The organism is Hymenobacter sediminicola, from assembly GCF_014250515.1.
Classification (GTDB): Bacteria; Bacteroidota; Bacteroidia; order Cytophagales; family Hymenobacteraceae; genus Hymenobacter; species Hymenobacter sediminicola.
Window position 1 is genome coordinate 1,638,368 of record NZ_CP060202.1, and the last position, 18,449, is coordinate 1,656,816.

8 protein-coding genes are annotated in these 18,449 nt (G+C 61.8%); 7 read left to right on the forward strand and 1 reads right to left on the reverse strand.

Going from position 1 to position 18,449, the window contains the following annotated elements:
- Positions 1 to 240 precede the first annotated feature (240 nt).
- The 7 genes from rhaT (at position 241) to H4317_RS07015 (ending at position 15,162) form a co-directional block, all read left to right on the forward strand.
- Positions 241 to 1,278, forward strand: a complete 1,038-nt coding sequence (gene rhaT / locus H4317_RS06985; protein ID WP_185889407.1) for an L-rhamnose/proton symporter RhaT — start codon at positions 241 to 243, stop codon at positions 1,276 to 1,278.
- 274 nt (positions 1,279 to 1,552) lie between these two features.
- Positions 1,553 to 4,771, forward strand: a complete 3,219-nt coding sequence (locus tag H4317_RS06990; RefSeq protein ID WP_185889408.1) for a SusC/RagA family TonB-linked outer membrane protein — start codon at positions 1,553 to 1,555, stop codon at positions 4,769 to 4,771.
- Between the two features lie 21 nt (positions 4,772 to 4,792).
- Entirely contained in the window at positions 4,793 to 6,325 is a 1,533-nt protein-coding gene (locus H4317_RS06995) for a RagB/SusD family nutrient uptake outer membrane protein (protein WP_185889409.1), read from the forward strand.
- Positions 6,326 to 6,442: 117 nt separating this feature from the next.
- Positions 6,443 to 9,889 carry a DUF4450 domain-containing protein gene (locus tag H4317_RS07000; protein ID WP_185889410.1) on the forward strand — a complete coding sequence of 1,149 codons (3,447 nt, stop codon included), beginning with the start codon at positions 6,443 to 6,445 and terminating at the stop codon, positions 9,887 to 9,889.
- A 171-nt stretch (positions 9,890 to 10,060) separates the two neighbouring features.
- Positions 10,061 to 12,175: a hypothetical protein gene (locus tag H4317_RS07005; RefSeq protein WP_260625851.1), complete on the forward strand. Its 2,115-nt coding sequence runs from the start codon at positions 10,061 to 10,063 to the stop codon at positions 12,173 to 12,175.
- 86 nt (positions 12,176 to 12,261) lie between these two features.
- Positions 12,262 to 13,917, forward strand: a complete 1,656-nt coding sequence (locus H4317_RS07010) for a glycoside hydrolase family 28 protein (RefSeq protein ID WP_185889412.1) — start codon at positions 12,262 to 12,264, stop codon at positions 13,915 to 13,917.
- A gap of 54 nt (positions 13,918 to 13,971) precedes the next feature.
- Complete coding sequence (locus tag H4317_RS07015) at positions 13,972 to 15,162, forward strand: glycoside hydrolase family 88/105 protein (RefSeq protein ID WP_349772192.1); 1,191 nt, start codon at positions 13,972 to 13,974, stop codon at positions 15,160 to 15,162.
- Positions 15,163 to 15,255: 93 nt separating this feature from the next.
- Here the strand turns inward: H4317_RS07015 and H4317_RS07020 are convergent, their stop codons facing one another.
- Positions 15,256 to 18,141, reverse strand: a complete 2,886-nt coding sequence (locus H4317_RS07020; RefSeq protein WP_185889413.1) for a glycoside hydrolase family 2 protein — start codon at positions 18,139 to 18,141, stop codon at positions 15,256 to 15,258.
- Positions 18,142 to 18,449 lie beyond the last annotated feature (308 nt).

Sequence of the window (18,449 nt, forward strand, 5' to 3'; positions counted from 1 at the left end):
TGTGAGGCTTCTATTTGGGTGCCGGAAACCGGATAAGGGTATTTTCTTTACCAAAGGACGCTACCCGCCCCTTGACAAACCTCCTGCACTCTCCTGCTCGTCTCAGAAAAAAAAGTTGCCTTGATTTTTCCTGGTGATGCCTCACTCACCGGTAGTATCCTGCTTTCAGGAGGGAGCAGGAGTGTTCCGGCTTAGAATCACGGCAGATTTGACCATATCAACCCCTCAACCCACCTGCACATGAGTATTTTTCTTGGCGTGATTTTGCACGCACTTGGCGGCTTTGCCTCCGGGAGCTTTTACTTACCCTATAAAAAGGTAAATGGCTGGGCTTGGGAAAGCTACTGGCTGGTAGGCGGGTTGTTTTCGTGGTTGTTGGCCCCCATTCTGATCGGCTACCTAACGGTGCCCAACCTGTGGGGCGTGCTGGCCCAAGCCAAGACCGAAACCCTGATTTGGACCTATATATGGGGGATTTTGTGGGGTTTCGGCGGCCTCACGTTCGGGCTGGCTATGCGCTATCTGGGCCTCTCGCTGGGTATGGCCGTGACGCTAGGCTTGTGCGCTGTGTTCGGAACGCTGGTGCCGCCCATCTGGGAAGGAACGTTTGGCACGCTGCTGAGCACCACTTCGGGCCAGGTGATTATGTTGGGGCTGCTGGTGTGCGTGGTGGGTATTCTGATCTGTGGCCGCGCCGGCATCATGAAGGAGCGCAGCCAGACTACGGAAGAAAAGCAAGCTGGTGTGGCTGAATTCGACTTGCGCAAGGGCCTGATGGTGGCGGTTTTCTCGGGCGTGCTAAGCGCCTGCATGTCGTTTGGCCTGACGGCCGGGCAGCCCATTGCGGAGCTGGCCGCGCAAAGTGGCACCAACCCGTTGTATGTCAACAACGCCATTCTGGTGGTGATTCTGCTCGGTGGCCTTACCACTAATGCCATCTGGACCATCTACCTCAACATCAAAAACAAGACTTACACCGACTACACCCGCGTGTCGGCACCCATTCTGCGTAACATTGTATTCTGCGCGCTGGCGGGCTTTACGTGGTATTTCCAGTTCTTTTTCTACGGCATGGGCGACAGCCAGATGGGCGAGTACCGCTTCTCGGGCTGGACGCTGCACATGGCGTTTATTATTGCGTTCAGCAGCATGTGGGGCCTGTTGCTGCACGAGTGGCGCGGCGCCAACCGGCCCACTATGCGCACCATCTCGCTGGGCATCCTGATTGTGGTGCTCTCGACGGTAGTGGTGGGGGTTGGTAACTACCTGGGGTCTTAAGGTTTGTGCGCGTTTAGGTGGGCCGCTCCCGCTACCGTACTTTCGGTAGCGGGAGTTGTGCTTCATAGAGGCAGACAGCTATAGAAAATGGGTGATATACGATATCCTGTGGCCCGACATAAGGCAGTTCAATTAATTATTAGAAAAATAATTCGTGAGTAATCACTCCGGGCGGTAGTCTACAGGACAGTTTGGGCTAGGAGAGGAAATAATTTAGCAACACTAAAGCACTCCCCTTTAGCCTCACACCTCAACAATCCTACCCTTACAACCCATGAAGAAAAGTTACATATGGCGGCGCGGCCAGTTTGTAGCCTGCCTGCCGTTGCTGCTGCTAGCGGGGCCAGGAATTGCTACCGTCCAGGCACGCCCTTCGCTCAAGACCGTAGCTGAGGTGCCCCTCACCGGTAAAGTAACGTCTGCTAACGGCGAAGGCCTCCCCGGTGTAACGGTAGTGCTGAAAGGCACCACACGCGGCACCACCACGGCCGCCGATGGCAGCTTCACGCTGACGGTTCCCGAAAATTCGGGTACGCTTGTATTCAGCTTCATTGGGTACACTACGCAGGAACGCCAGTTTACAGGACAGGAGAACTTCTCTGTTAAGCTGGCCGAAGACTCAAAAGCACTGGACGAAGTAGTGGTAGTCGGCTACGGCACGCAGAAGCGGGCCGACGTAACCGGCGCTATTGCTACGCTGGATGCCTCCAAACTGGAAGAGCGCCCCATTGTGCGGGTTGACCAGGCGCTGGTAGGCACGCTGGCCGGTGTAAACGTGCAGCAGAATACTGGTCTGCCAGGCCGGGGGTTCAATGTGCAGGTACGTGGCAACGGCTCCATCACGGCCAACAACCAGCCATTGTATGTAATCGACGGATTTCCGCTGGAAGGCACCTCGCCCAACGGCAACGGCAACTACGCCACCGGCAGCCCGCTCGACAACATCAATCCCAACGATATTCAGTCGATTGAGGTGCTGAAAGACGCTGCTGCGGCTGCTATTTATGGCTCGCGTGCCGCCAATGGTGTGGTGCTGGTGACGACCAAGCGTGGCAAAACCGGTAAGCCTCAGATCAACTTCAACGTGTATGGCGGCTTCTCGCAGATGGCCAAGAAGCTGGACCTGCTTTCGTCGGAAGAATGGGTAGAGCGCGCCACTGAAATCATCAACAACAACTGGGTTCGTTCGCAACCCAATACGCCTGGTGCGCCGATACGTCTGGCCAGCCAGAGCACGGCGGAGCGGCAGGCCATTCTGGGTGTTACCACCATCAACCCGTCGCAGATGCTGGACGAGCGGTGGGCTATGCCCGGCCACCCTGGCCTCGACTACATCGACTGGCAGGACGAAATCTTCCGCACCGGCAAGGTGCAGAACTACCAGATTTCGGCCAGCGGCGCTACCAACAACGTCAACTACTATGTGTCGGGCAACTACACTGACCAGGAGGGTATTGTAATTGGGGTAGCATACAAGCGTTACTCGGCCCGCGCCAACATGGAAGTAAAGGCTTCCGACAAGCTGAAATTCGGCCTCAACATCAGCCCTAGCTACGCCATATCCAACGACCCCGGCGTAGAAGGCAAGGACAACCTGGCCCAGAAGTTCATTACGATGGTGCCGGTGGCCGAGTCATCGGCGGGCGTGCTCACCAACTACGGCGACAACCCGGTGTATACCTGGGGCGGCAGCAGCATCAGCCCGGTGGGTGAACTGACCAACCGCCAGCAGCAAACCACTACGTTCCGGACGCTGAGCACTATCTACGGCGACTACGAGCTGCTGCGCGACCTGCGCTTCCGCTCCACGCTGAACCTCGATAACACCGACTCGCGGGCTAAAAGCTACATTCCGAACTCCAAGCTGGTTGGCTCGGGCGCTACGGGTACCTTCAGCGGCTACCGCAAGCAGGCCTTCGTGAACGAGAATACGCTGTCGTATAACCGCATTATTGCGGCCAAGCACGATATATCGGCGCTGGCGGGCTATTCTTACAACTTCTTCAAGACCGAAACCGACAAGCTCAAATCGTCGGGCGGCTTCACGAACAGCGCCGTAACGACGCTGAACGGAGCCACCAACATCACGGGCACCGGCGACAACGGCACCAGCGAAACCCAGAACGTGCTGCTGTCTTACTTCGGCCGCGTGCAGTACGCTTTCGATGGCAAGTACCTGGCTACGGCCAGCGTGCGCCGCGACGGTTCCTCGCGCTTCGGTGAAGACCGGCGCTGGGGTATCTTCCCGGCCGCTTCGGTGGGCTGGCGCATTTCGCAGGAAAACTTCATGAAAGCGTTGCCGGTGGTGAGCGAGCTGAAGGTGCGTGGTAGCTTCGGCATGTCGGGTAACAACGGCATCGGCGACTACAGCAGCATTGCGACGCTGGGCATCAATCCGTATACGTTCGGTGGGGTAGTGGCCTCCGGTCAGTCGCCGAACAAAGCGCCGAACGCCGACCTGCGCTGGGAAAAGTCGCAGACGATTGACGTGGGCCTGGATTTCGGAGTGATTGACAACCGCATTACGGGTTCGTTCGATTACTACACCAAAACCAGCAAAGACCTGCTGCTGAACGTGCCGCGCCCCAGTGCCTCCGGCTACTCGTCGCAGCTCGTAAACATCGGCGAAGTGCTCAACCAGGGGGTAGAACTGGAGCTTCGTTCGCGCAACACGACCGGTGCTTTCGGGTGGAACACTTCCCTGAACGTGAGCCACAACCGCAACGAGGTAGTGCACCTGGGCGAAGGCGACGCGACCATCGAAATTGCTTCACCCTACGGCGCGTCGAGCACGCTGCTGATGGTAGGCCAGCCGATGTTCACATTCTATGCCATTCAGCAGACCGGCATCCTGACCCAGAGCGACATTGATGGCGGTGTAGCACTCATTCAGGGCCAGACCATCGGCGACCCGCGCTACAACGACGCCAACGGCGACGGAATCATCAACGAGAAAGACCGGGTGATTATCGGCCAGCCAAACCCGAAACTGACTTGGGGTATCACCAACACCTTCAACTACAAAGGTTTCGACCTGAGTGTGCTGGTTCAGGGCCAAAACGGTGGTAGCCTTTACTCGCTCATCGGGCGGGCCATCGACAACACCAACATGGGCTACAACCAGAACGTGCTGGGCCTGCAGCGTGACCGGTGGCGTTCCGTCGACAACCCGGGCGCTGGCGAGCGGGGGAAGGCACAAGCCAACTTCACGCCGCTGAAAAGCGACTCGTGGCTGTACTCGACTAACTACTACCGGGTGCGCAACATTACGGTAGGGTATAACCTGGGCAGCGTAATCAGCAAGAGATACGCGCAGGCGGCCCGCATCTACGTGTCGGCTGAGAACTTCTTCGGTCACGACACCTACCGCGGCGGCTACAACGTGGACGCCACCAACTCCGATACCGGCGGCAGTGGCTTCTCGGTAGGCACCGACTACGGCGGACTGCCCCTGACCAAGTCGATGACTGTAGGCCTCAACGTTACTTTCTAGCCGCTAAGCTGCTACGACACTATGAAAAAGACTTTCCTCTCGCTTCTGGCTGCCAGCGTACTTGTGCTGAGTGCCTGCGAAAAAGACCTCGACCAAGCCCCGATTTCCAGCGGCTCGGTTCCTACCTTCTACAAAACCGCCGACGACTTCACGCAGGCCATCAACTCGGTGTACAGCAACCTGCGCGACTACCCCGACCGGCAACTGACCATGTCGGAAACCCGCTCCGACAACATCTACGGCGTGAGCACGCAGGGTATCCGGACCTGGGAACCCATCAACAACTTCTCGACTACCATCACCTCCAACGAGTATCCGGCTGATACCTGGACGACTGACTTCGTGGGCGTATTCCGGGCCAATATCGTGCTCGACCAGCTCACCAAGAACGGCTCTGTACTAACCGACGCCGACCGGACCCGCATTGAGGGCGAGGCGAAATTCCTGCGGGCGCTGTACTACTTCGATTTGGTACGCTACTTTGGCAAAGTGCCGCTGGTAGACCGGCCACTGGAGCCGCAGGAAGTAGTAAAAATTCCGCGTACGCCGGTTGCTGAGGTGTACAATCTGATTGTGGCCGACCTGCAGGACGCCATTACCAAGCTGCCCGATACGTACGCAGCTGCTAACCTGGGCCGTGCTACCAACAACGCTGCCAAAAGCATGCTGGCGCTGGTGTACCTCACCCGTTCCGGTCCGACGTATGGCATTGAAGGCCCAGGCCTCGGCACCAGCGACTACGACGCGGCCATTGCCCTGCTCGACCAGGTAATCAACAGCGGCAAGTATCAGCTGATAACGACGGCTGGCACTTCGCCCAGTGCTTATGCCAACGTATTTTCTTACACCAACGAAAACAACCGCGAGGTGATTTTCGATGTGCAGTACATCAGCGGTGGCACGGGTCTGGGAGCTTCGTATCCTTCGATTCTGCTCACCAACAACTACTTCCAATCGATTGGAGCCGGCACGGGCTTCGGCACCGGCGACGAGCTGCGCCCACCCTCCAACGACCTAGTTGCTAAGTACGCCACCGCCGATACTCGCAAGGCCGCCACGTTGCAGGTGGGCTACACCACCACCACTACGCCAGTGGCTGTAGAAACCCGTCCGGCCTTCAAAAAGTACGTGAACGGTGCGCTACGGGGCACCTCCCGCACCGATTGGCCTATCAACTTCATTGTGATGCGCTACGCTGACGTGCTGCTGCTGAAAGCCGAAGCCCTTCTGCGCAAGAGTGGCCCTTCGACTGTAGTAGACGGCTTGGTGAAGCAGGTGCGTGACCGTGCCGGTTTGACGGCCAACCCGCTGACCGGTGTTACCATGGCCCAACTGATGGAAGAACGCCGCCTCGAGTTTGCTTGCGAAGGCCTGCGCTGGCATGATTTGGTCCGCTCGGGCCAGCTCGTGACCATTATGAACAGCTGGGCTACCGCAGAAGACACCCGCAACCGGATCCGAAAGCCTATCGTGGCCAACGACATCCTGTATCCGGTGCCGCAAAACGAGCTGGCGGCTTCGTCGTACCTCTACGAGCAAAATCCTGGTTACTAACCCGACCTCCAACTAGCGGCTTCGGCCTGGGCACTTTCGCACGGTTGCGGAGGGGTTCAGGCCGAATCTGTTACTGTGCCCTGCATGATTCCATCTGCTTCGTCTTTTTCTGCTGTTATGCGGTGCGTCCGTCGGGGCCTGCTGCTCGGCGGCGTGGTGGCTGGCTTCCTGAGCCCTGAACCCGCCCAGGCCCAGGCACCCGCCGCGCCGCTTTGGCACAACGAGGCCCGCACTCTGCGCTACCGCCCCGACGGTACGGACTTCGTGATTCAGAACGGCAACAAGCGCTTCACGCGGGCCTTGTATGGCACCAACACCGCCTTCCGTGTGGAAACCGGCGACCTGCCGGAGTTTGCGCTGTATCTGCCCGGCATGGGCGGCAATCTGAAGTTCGGGCTGCTTGCCGGCGGGCAAAGCAAGTGGCTGATCAAGGCCGACAACATCGAGGCGCGCTACCGGCCCGGCGCCATGCGCTACCGCATCCAGGACCCGCTGCTGGGCGGCGGCACGCTCCAACTGGAAGTGCTGGCCATGGCCGACGCCGAAGGCGTGCTGGTGAAGGCGCAGTTTGAGGATGTGCCGATCGGCCGCGTGCGGTTGCTGTGGGCGTTTGGCGGCGTCACGGGACGCAAGTTCAGCCGCGACGGCGACATTGGGGCCGACCCCGAGTCCAGCTTCTATCTCAAGCCGGAATACTGCCAGGGCAACACGTTTGCGTTGAAAAACAACAGCTTCGCACTGGAATATGGCCTGCCTGGCAAAGCCAAACCTGGAGAGCCTGCTCCCAAAGCTGAGCGCAAAACCCTGCTGGGCGTGGTGCCGGCAACGTCCGAGATGCACGTTGCCGATGCCACGCAGCAGGAGTCGCCGCAGCAGTTGTGGTCTTCAGGAGCCTCTGCCACGCCTGCCCTGGCCGGCACCATGAAGGCCAAAGCAGGAGAGACGCTGTACTTCGCGGTGCAAACACCCGGCAGTGGCGCCGCGTTGCGCACTGCCGACCTGCCGGCTGCTTGGGCGAAAGCCGAAGCTGTCCGGCAGGTGTTGGCCGGCCGCATTCAGGTAACCACACCCGACCCGTATATCAATACGCTGGGTGGGGCGCTGGGCGTGGCTGCCGATGCCATCTGGGAATCTCCCACGTATCTGCACGGCTCGGTAGCCTGGCGTATGCGCCTCAACGGCTGGCGCGGCCCCTACGCCGCCGACGCCCTGGGCTGGCACGACCGGGCCCGCACGCACTTCCGCGCCTACGCCCAGTCGCAGCTGACCAGCCCCGCTGTGGGCGTGCTGGCCATGGACACGGCACTGAACCTAGCCCGCTCGCAGGAGAAGCTGGGTACCAGTGTCTATAGCAGCGGCTACATCAGCCGTAACCCCGGCGGCGACTTCCGGCCCCATCACTACGACATGAACCTGGGCTACATCGACCAGCTGCTGCGCCACTTCCGCTGGACCGGCGACCTGGCGCTGGCCCGCGAGCTGTGGCCCGTGCTGACCCGCCACTTGGCCTGGGAAAAGCGCAATTTCGATACCAACAACGACGGCCTCTACGACGCCTACGCCGCCATCTGGGCCTCCGACGCGCTGCAGTACAGCGGCGGGGCCGTCACGCACACTTCCGCCTACAACTACTGGGCAAACCGCGTGGCCGCCGAGCTGGCTGCCAAAATAGGGGAGAACCCCGCCCCGTATCAGCAGGAAGCAACTAAGATAAAGGCGGCGCTGAATGCCCAACTGTGGTTGCCGGCGCAAGGCTGGTACGCTGAATACCAGGATGCTTTGGGCCTCAAGCAGCGCCATCCCGCCGCCGGCCTCTGGACCATCTACCACGCCCTCGACTCGGAAGTGGCCGACCCGTTCCAGGCCTACCAGGCGCTGCGCTACGTGGATAGCGAGATTCCGCACATTCCGGTGCGCGCCGCTGGCCTGCCCGATGACGGCTACTACCTGCTTTCGACCACCAACTGGCAGCCCTACGACTGGTCCATCAACAACGTGGCGCTGGCCGAGGTGCTGCACACCACGCTGGCCAACTGGCAGGCGGGTCGGGCCGAAGAGGCCTTTAAGCTCTGGAAAAGCGCTTTGCTGGAAAGCATGTACCTGGGCAGCAGCCCTGGCAACTTCCAGCAGGTGTCGTTCTACGATGCCCACCGCGGCGAGCTGTACCGCGACTTTGCCGACCCCATCGGCATGGCGGCGCGCAGTCTGGTCGAGGGCCTGTTCGGCATTCAGCCCGATGCGCTGGCCGGCGTGCTGACGGTGCGGCCGGGGCTGCCCGCCGCCTGGCCCACCGCCGCCCTGACTACGCCCGATGTTGCGTTCGACTTCCGCCGCACTGGTCAGCAGGACACCTATACGCTTACTCCGCGCTTCGCCCAGCCGTTGCAGCTCCGGCTGCAGGTGCCGGCCCGCGCCGTGCGGGTGCAGTCCGTGACAGTGAACGGGCAGCCGGCGCAATGGAAGAACCTGGCCGCAGCGGTAGGTACGCCGACCATCGAAATAAGCAGCGCCCCGCAAGCGAAATACGTGGTGGAAATCCGGTGGCAGGGCGACGCGCCGGACGTGGCCGCGCCGGCTGCCCGCTACGTGCCCGGCGCGCCGCTGGCCCTGACGTTTCCGCACGCCACCATCCAACAACTGGCCGACCCGCAGCAGGTGTTGCTCCAGGCGGCAGCGGTGGGCTCGGCCCTCACGGCGCAGGTGGCCGGCTTGCCCGGCAGCCGCACGGCCTTCGTGCAACTCCGGCAAGGCGACCTGACGTGGTGGGCACCATTGCACATAGAAGTGCAGGCCGCTGCTCCGGCCGCTGCAGTTGCCGCGTCTCCGGTCATCAAAAGCGAAACCGTGGACCTCACGGCCTACTTCAACGACAAGCTGACCAACATCTTCCAGCCCAACAAGTACCTCACGCCCCGGCCGGCTGGCCCTACCTTGCAGCTACCCACGCAGGGCATCGGCAACTGGTGCTACCCGCTCATCCAAGCCGACATCAACGACGCAGGTTTGCGCCAAGCGGCGGGCTCCGCCAACGAAATCCAGACGCCCTGGGGCGCGCCCTTCCGCACGCCCGGCGCGGCCGCAGCCCCCAATGTGCTGTTCGTGTCGCGCTGGGACAACTACCCTGACGCCGCCACCGTGCCGCTCAAGGGCAAGGCGCGTCATGCCTACTTACTGATGGCCGGCTCCACGAATCCTATGCAAAGCCAGCTCGATAACGGCGCCATCGTGGTGCAGTACACCGACGGTACGGCCGACACGCTGGCCTTGCGCAACCCCACCAACTGGTGGCCCATCGAGCAGGATTTGCTGGACGACGGGTTTGCCTTCAGCACCGGCGCGCCGCGGCCGTACCGGCTGTATCTGCAGTCGGGGCAGCTGAGCCGGGAGGCGCCGGAGAGCTACTCCAGCATCAAGGGTTTCAGCACCCGCGCCATTGCGGGCGGGGCCGCCACCGTCCTCGACATGCCACTCAATCCCAAGAAGAAACTCAAAAGCCTTACCGTGCAGTCCCTGGCCAACGACGTGGTCATTGGGCTCCTCAGCGTGACGCTGGTGCGCCAGTGAGCGGCCAGTCGCCCGCTGGCAAAACGCGGCGCTTAGCGTCTGCGCACCCGCGCTGCCTGGGCTGGTAAGGCTACCAACATTCGCAATGCCGAGACGCCAGCTAGTGCGTCTCTACACCGTCCTTCTAAAGCCAGAATCACTTCTATGCTTTCCTTTCCTCGATTCCTTTCCTTGAGTTTACTGCTAACTGGGGCGCTGCCGCTGGCGGCACAGTCGGGCGCGCCCATCAACCGCCAGGCGGTGGTGGAGCGCCACAAGGTGCGCCTGACTTCCACCGATTCGCTGTCGTCGCTGTCGGTGGGCAACGGGGCCTTTGCTTACACCGTGGACGTCACGGGCCTGCAGACATTTCCGGCGCACTACGAGAAGGGTGTGCCGCTGGGCACCCAGTCGGAGTGGGGCTGGCACAGCTTTCCTAATCCCCAGGGCTACAAGTTCGAGCAGAGCTTGCGCGACTACGACCTGAACGGGCGCAAGATCAGCTACGCGGTGCAGCGCAAGGAACCCGCCAACAAGGACGCCGTGGACTACCTGCGTGCCAACCCGCACCGGCTGCAACTGGGCAACCTCGGCTTCGTACTCACCAAGCGCAACGGCCAGCCTGCCACCATCCAGGATCTGCGCGACATCCAGCAGGAACTCAACCCCTGGACCGGCGAAATCAAAAGCCACTTCACCCTGGAAGGCACCGCCGTGGATGTGCTGACAGTGGGCCACCAGCAGCAGGACGTGGTGGCCGCGCGCGTGGAGTCGGAGCTGCTGAAAGCGGGCCGCTTGCGAGTGCTGCTGCGGCTGCCGTGGCCTACCGCCGGCTGGGCCGACATGGGCACCGACTACTCTCACGCCGACCAGCACAAATCGGCCATCAGTGGCCAGACCAAGACCGGCGCGCTCGTATCGCATCAGCTGGACTCTACCACCTACTACGTGGCCCTGAACTGGGCGCAGGGGGCCACGCTGGCCGCCGGCAAGCCCCACGAATACGTGCTGACACCTGGCAAGAAAGACAAGGTACTGGAAGTCAGCGCCCGGTTTTCGGCTCGGCCCCGGGGCGCGGTGCCGACTTTCGCGGCCACCCGCCTCAACAGCCAGCAGCAGTGGGCTTCGTTCTGGAAAAGCGGCGGCGCCGTGGACTTCGGCGGTACCACTGACCCCCGCGCTAAGGAGCTGGAGCGCCGCGTGGTGCTTTCGCAGTACCTCACCAAGCTCTACAACGCCGGCTCGCAGCCGCCACAGGAAACCGGCCTGCTTACCAACAGCTGGTACGGCCGGCCACACCTCGAAATGCACTGGTGGCACTCGGCGCACTTTGCGCTGTGGGGCCGCTCGCCGCTGCTGGAAAAAAGCCTCACCTGGTATGCTCGCCCCGATGTGCGCGCTGAGGCTCGCAAGATTGCCCAGCGCCAGGGCTACGAGGGTGTGCGCTGGCAGAAAATGACCGACCCCTGGGGCCAGGAAGGGCCGTCGTCGGTGGGCGCGTTCCTGATCTGGCAGCAGCCCCACATGATCTACTTCGCCGAGGAAGCCTACCGCGCCCACCCCGACAAGGCCACGCTGGCCTTGTACCAGGACCGGGTGGCCGCCACCGCCGACTTCATGGCGTCCTTCCCGTTTTATGAAAAGGACAAAGGCCGCTACATCCTGGGGCCGGGCGTGATTCCGGCGCAGGAGCGGTTCAAGGCCGAGCAGACCTTCAACCCCACCTTCGAGCTCGTGTACTGGCACTGGGCCCTGACCACCGCCCAGCAGTGGCGCACTCGCCAGGGCTTACCCCGCAGCGCCAAGTATGATGATGTGCTGGCCAAGCTCTCCAAGCTGCCGCAGGCCGGCGGCGTGTACCTGGCCGCCGAGTCGGCTCCCGATTCCTACACCAACCCCGAATTCAAAACCGACCACCCCTCGGTGCTGGCGGCGCTGGGCGTGATGCCCGCCACCGGCCAGCAGGATGCGGCCACCATGCGCCGCACGTTTGATCTGGTGTGGAAAGGCTGGAGCTGGGACAAAACCTGGGGCTGGGACTTCCCGATGACCTCCATGACGGCCACCCGCCTGGGCCTGCCCGATAAAGCCGTGGACGCCCTGCTGATGCCCGTGCGCACCAACACCTACCTGCCCAACGGCCACAACTACCAGGAAGGCCGGCTGCCCGTGTACCTGCCCGGCAACGGGGGCCTGCTGGCCGCCGTGGCCCTCATGTGCGCCGGCTACGACGGCGCGCCATCCGCCAACCCCGGCATCCCAAAAGGCTGGCAGGTGAAGTGGGAGGGCCTGAGCAAGATGCCGTAACAGAACCCGAAGAATAGAACCTAACAGGCTGGTTCCTGGCGCAGAGAGTCGGGACCAGCTACCCAGATCAACATACGTTGCTTCTCATGCTGAAATACCTATTGCCTGTCGCATTGCTGAATTTTTCCGGCGCCTATGCCCAGTCTTTCGTGCCGAATCTGCCGCCAGTGAAGGCCACCAGCTTCCCCCGGGACACCGTGCGCATCACCCAGTTCGGGGCCGTGGCCGATGGCCTGACCGCTAATACCAAGGCCTTCACCGACGCCATTGATGCCTGCAGCCGCAAGGGCGGTGGCGTGGTGCTGGTGCCGCGCGGCCACTGGCGCACCGGCCCCCTGACAATGCGCTCCAATGTGAACCTGCACCTGGCGGCGGGCGCCTTCGTGCAGTTCAGCAACCAGCTCGCCGACTACCAACTCATCAAAACCAACTGGGAGGGCCTCGACGCCGTGCGCAACCAGCCGCTCATCTACGGCCAAAACCTGGAAAACGTGGCCATCACCGGCCACGGCATCCTCGACGGGGCCGGCGAGGCGTGGTGGATGGTACAGAAGGGCCGCACGCCCGAAGGCGAGTGGAAGCAGCTGGTGGCTTCGGGTGGCTACCTGAATGAAAAGCAGGACCGTTGGTATCCGTCGGCGCAAAGCCTGAAGGGCACGACCGTGAAGGAAGCCGGCGTGCTGACTCCTGAGAAGCAGAACGTGCAGGATTTCGCGGACCTGAAAGACTACCTGCGGCCCGATTTCCTGGTGCTCGATAACTGCAAACGGCTGCTGCTGGAAGGCGTGACGTTGCAGAACTCGCCGGCCTGGACGGTGCACCCCATGCGCAGCCAGGACGTGACCGTGCGCAACCTGACCGTGCGCAACGGCCCCTACACCCCCAACACCGACGCCCTGGACCTGGAATCCATCAACCGCGCCCTCGTAGAGAACTGCACCTTCGACGTGGGCGACGACGCCATCTGCATCAAGAGCGGCCGCAACGAGCAGGGCCGGGCGCGGGCCATGCCCACCGAAAACGTACTGATTCGCAACTGCACCGTGTACCGGGCGCACGGCGGCTTCGTCATCGGCTCCGAAATGTCGGGCGGGGCGCGCAACATCTACGCCCAGAACCTCACCTTCGTCGGCACTGACATTGGTATCCGGTTCAAGACCACGCGCGGCCGGGGAGGCGTGGTGGAGAACATCTTTATTGAGAACGTGGACATGAAGGACATCGGTGGCGAGGCCATCCTGTTCGACATGTACTACATGATCCGGGACCCGTCGCCGCAGGTGGCGGGCTCCAAGGAGCGGCCCGTGTCGCCGGCCAAGCCCGTGGACGAGAGCACGCCACAGTTCCGCAAGATTGCCATCCGCAACATCACCTGCAACGGCGCCAAAACCGCCATCCTGGTGCGCGGCCTGCCCGAAATGGCCATCAAGGACATCAGCATCGAAAATGCTGTGCTGCAAGCCGAAAAGGGCCTCGTGTGCATCGAGGCCGACAACATCCAGCTGAAAAACGTGACGCTGCTGCCCACCAGCACCGACCCGGTAATGGAAGTGCACAACAGCCGCAATATCACCCTCAACGGCATCAAGTACCCGGCCGGCACGGCCACGCTGCTGCGCGTGTCGGGCGCTGAAAAGGCCAAAAATGTGCGCCTGCTCAACACCGACCCCGCCCAGGCCAGGCAGCCGCTGGAACTGGGCGAAAAGGTGACGAAAAAGGTTGTCACGGTGTCGAAAAAGTAAGTCGCATCTGTCCGGCTGTCCTACTGCCTGGTTCTCCCTCTCTATCCCTGTCCTATGATTTTTCGCCTGTTTGTTCTGCTGGTCCTCTTGATGGCCACCGCGGCCCCGGCCCAGCACAAGCCTAAAGCCTCGGCGCCGCTGGCCCGCCAGATGGCCGACTCCTTCATGCGCCGCTACCCCGACTCGCTGGGATTGGCCGACAACAAGGTGGCCCGCTGGGGCTACGAGCAGGGGCTGATGCTCAAGGCCATCGAGCGGGTGTGGCAGCAAACCGGCGAGCGGAAATACCTGGACTATATGGTGCGGATTCTGGACTACTCCATCGGGCCCGACGGCACCATCCAGCGCTACAAGTACGACGACTTCAACCTCGACAACATTAACACCGGCCGCGCCTTGCTCACGCTCAGCCAGCAGCCCGGGCTGGCGCCGGAGAAATACCGCCTCGCCGCCCAGCGTCTGCACCAGCAGCTGGAGGCGCAGCCCCGCACCAAGGAGGGCGGCTACTGGCACAAAAAGCGCTACCCGCACCAGATCTGGCTGGATGGGCTGTATATGGCCGAGCCCTTCGCAGCCGAATACGCCAAGGTGTTCAACCAACCCGCCGATTTCGACCACGTGGCGCTGCAGTTCGCGCAGGTGGAAAAGCACCTCGTGGATTCTAAAACCGGCCTGCTCTACCACGGCTACGACGAAAGCCGGGAGCAGCGCTGGGCCAACAAAACCACTGGCCTCTCGCCTAACTTCTGGGGGCGCGGCATAGGCTGGTACGCCATGGCCCTCGTGGACGTGCTCGACTACTTCCCCCAGGACCACCCCGAGCGCGCCAAGCTGGTGCAGTACCTACAGCGCCTCGCGCCGGTGCTGGCCCGCTACCAGGACCCCAAAACCGGCGGCTGGTGGCAGGTATCCGACCAAGCGGGCCGCGCCGGCAACTACATCGAAACCTCGGCTTCGTGCATGTTCGTGTACGCCCTGGCCAAAGGCAGCCGCCTCGGCTACCTCGACAAGAAGTACCGCAAAGTGGCCCAAAAAGGCTACGAGGGCATTGTGCGGCAGTTTGTAGTGCAGGAGCCCACCGGTTTGCTGACCCTCAACGGCACCGTGAGCGTGGGCGGCCTCGGCGGCTCCCCCTACCGCGACGGCAGCTACGAGTACTACCTCTCCGAACCGCTCCAGCAGAACGATTTCAAGGGCGTGGGCCCGTTCATCATGGCCGGCGTGGAGATGGAAATGAGCAAGTAGGCCAGGGCCAACTGAGAGGAGGCCAGAGCGTCAATCAAAACGGCAAGCTCAGCATAACGTTTTAAAGTATTCAATATCCACTCTCCGCCTGCCCTAAAACAGGTCGTCCTTGGCGGGGGCGGTGTAGGGCTGGGGCTGACGGTCGGTTTTTGGGAGGCCGAAGTAGAAGAATAGGGTGCGCTGGCGGGCGCCGCGCTGGTGGTTCAGCTCGCTGGCCGGGCCCAGGTTGGCGGTGTTGGCGTCGATGTTGAGGGCTAGCTTGGTGCCCAGCGGCGGAATGGCGTCGAGAAACGACAGGTTTCCGACGGGCAGGGCGGGGGAGGGCTGCACACCGGAGAGGCCGTAGAAGTCGAACAGACGCACGTAGAGGCCGGGTTCGGGGCTGGCCACCAGGAACTTGCCTTCCACTGTGTTCATTTCCAGCCAAGCAATGTCGGCGAAATAGCCCTTGAATTCCGGGTAAATCCAGGGCGCGGCGCCGGTCTGAGTGTTGTTGTAGGCGTTTTCCCACACGTTGTCGGCCACGCCCTGCAAACGGTTTTTCCAGACCCGGTACGGCCCCTTGCCCAGCCACTTCGCCCCGATGACGTAGTTTTCGGGGTAAGTGAAGCTCAGGCCGGCAAAGGTATAGTCGGTGGGCGGCAGCGCGTACTCGTAGGTGAGCTGCAGCCAGCCCGAGGCGTACATTTTCCAGCGCATCGTTTTCAGGTCGCCGGCGTAGCGCGCTTCCACCACTTCGCCGTCGGGCTCGGAGTGGTGCTGCAGGCTCAAGAAGGTAGACGCGCCGCTGGCTAGCACCGGGCCGTTGCCGAAGGAAAGCTTGTCGCCGTTGTTGCCCCTGATGCCGGTGAGGTGGCCGGTGGTTTTGCTGAAGCCCACGCTGATATTGCCGGCCTTCAGCGTCAGCAGCGAATCGGTGTCGGTGACGGCCACCGCGCCGGGTGCGGCCAGGTCCACCAAGCCGGCCAGGACTTTGGCGTTGCCGCCGGTTTTCCAGGTCCATTTGTACACTAGGTTCTTCTGCGTATCAAAAGCCGACACCACCAGCGCGTCGTACTGCTGCCAGTTTTTGGGCAAACCCAGCTGCAGCCGCCCAGTGCCCAACGGCTTTACGTCGGGGCTTTTGAGGCGGCTTTTCTGCTGCGTTATCGAGCCCGGAAAGGCGTCGGTGGGCGAGCGAAAGTTCACCAGCTCCCACTGGAAAAAGCATTGGCTGAGGTTAGTGAAGTGGTAGCGGTTTTCCACCGGCAGCGTGCCGTTGAACTTAGTCGGCAACTCCGGCAGCGCAATGCGGATAGGCGAAAAGATTTCCCGGATGGCGTAGAAGCTGCCTTCCTTTTCACGGTGCGGGCCCACTACGCCGTCGGGCGCATTCACCCCGTTTACGTCGATGATGTTGCGCTGGTCGGTGCGCACCACGCCCTCGTCCAGCAACGCCCACAGGAAGCCGCCGCCGCTGCGTTTGGCGTTCCAGTGCAGCTCCCAGAAGTCGGCCAGGCCGGTGCCGCCGCCGCCGTCGTCCTGGCAGTGCAGAAACTCGGTGGGCATGTAAATCAGCGAGTCGGCCAGGAGTTGACGGGTGCTGTAGTAGTTTTCGTAGTGGTTGCCGTCGATGCCGCTGTGGGCGTTGCCGGGACGGTGGTGGGCATGGATGACGGGCCGGTTGCTGAGGTCGTAGCGGCCGAAATCGTCGTCGAGCTCCTTGTTGGTGCCGCCCTCGTTACCGTTGCTCCAGAAGATGATGCTGGGGTGGTTGGCGTCGCGCTGTACCATTTCGCGCACCAGCTTGGCGCCGGCCGCGGTGCTGTAGGCTTTCTGCCAGCCGGCCAGCTCATCCAATACATAGAGGCCCAGCGAATCGCAGAGGTCCAGAAACTTCGCGTCGGGCGGGTAGTGAGCCATACGCACGGCGTTCAGGTTCATTTCCTTGAGCAGCTTCACGTCGAGCAGCTGGATGGAGTCATTGAGCGTGCGGCCAGTTTCGGGCCACCAACTGTGCCGGTTGATGCCTTTCATCTTTACCTGCGTGCCGTTCACGAAAATGCCTTGCCCGCGCCGCACCTCTATGGTGCGAAACCCAAACCGGCTAGTGGTTTCATGCAGCGTGGTGCCGCCCGCCCGCAAGCTGGTGCGCACCCGGTACAGATGGGGCGTTTCGGCGGTCCAGCGCCGTGGCTGCCGCACCTGCGTGCGCACCGTCACGACGGTATCCGACGGATTGGCGGCGGCCTGCGCCGTGCCCACCACCTTGCCCGCCGCATCCAGAATTTCGGCCTGCACCTGCGCCCCGGCCGGCGCATTGCGCACGAATACGTTCATGCTGAACGCGCCGCTAGCTTGGGCATTGATGGCGGTGCGCGCAATAAACTGCCTCGGGTACGCCGCCAGATACACCGGCCGGAAAATGCCGCCGAACACCCAGTAGTCGGCCAGCCGCTCGGCGTTGTTCACCGATTTGTCGGCCGACATCTTGCTCACCGTCACTTCCAGCAGGTTGGACTGGCTGGGGCGGAGCTTGTCAGTGATGTCGTGCCGGAACTCATAGAATGCGCCCTGGTGCACCGGCCCCGCCGCCTGCCCGTTAATTTTCACCTCGGTATCCGTCATCGAGCCTTCAAACACAATAAACACCTGCTTATCCTGCCAGGCAGCGGGCACCTGAAACGAGTGCCGGTAGCGGCCCTGCTCGTCGGCGAAGCGGAAGTTTTTGCCGTAGGTTTTGTAGTCGCGGCCGTAGTTGTAGCTCCCGAAACCCATCTGTTCCCAGCACGAAGGCACCGCAATTTTAGTCCAGAAGCCGCTTTGGCGCCCGACGGTGCAGAAGAAGTCCCACTGCACAGTCGGGTGGTTGTCGCGCCCCGAGAGGTACTGCACCTGCGTCTGCGGCGCCGGCTGGGCGTAACTGCAAAACGGGAGCAAGGCGCACAGAATAGCCAAAGAGCGGAAGGCTAGTCGTGGGAACAGGAAGAGGATTCTCATGGACAGTATAGCATAGCCTGAGTGGTTAGGTGGCCGAGGGGCATTTCTAACCGGCACTCAACCTAGGCAGAACCTTGGAAAGCGGCACCCTGTAGTTTCCTGCCCGGCCCACTACCGCAGAACTGAGCTGGCAGGAGTTGAGCACTACTTGCAATATTCGCCGGATGAACGAACAGGTCCGACGTGTAGCAGCATTACCAGAAGCCGTATTTCAACGTTATCTTACGTATGCTTTTACTTACTCTTTCGGCAGCAAGGTATAGGCCACCGGCTTGGTGCTGGAGTGTTGTGGAAGGCGTTTTTTCATT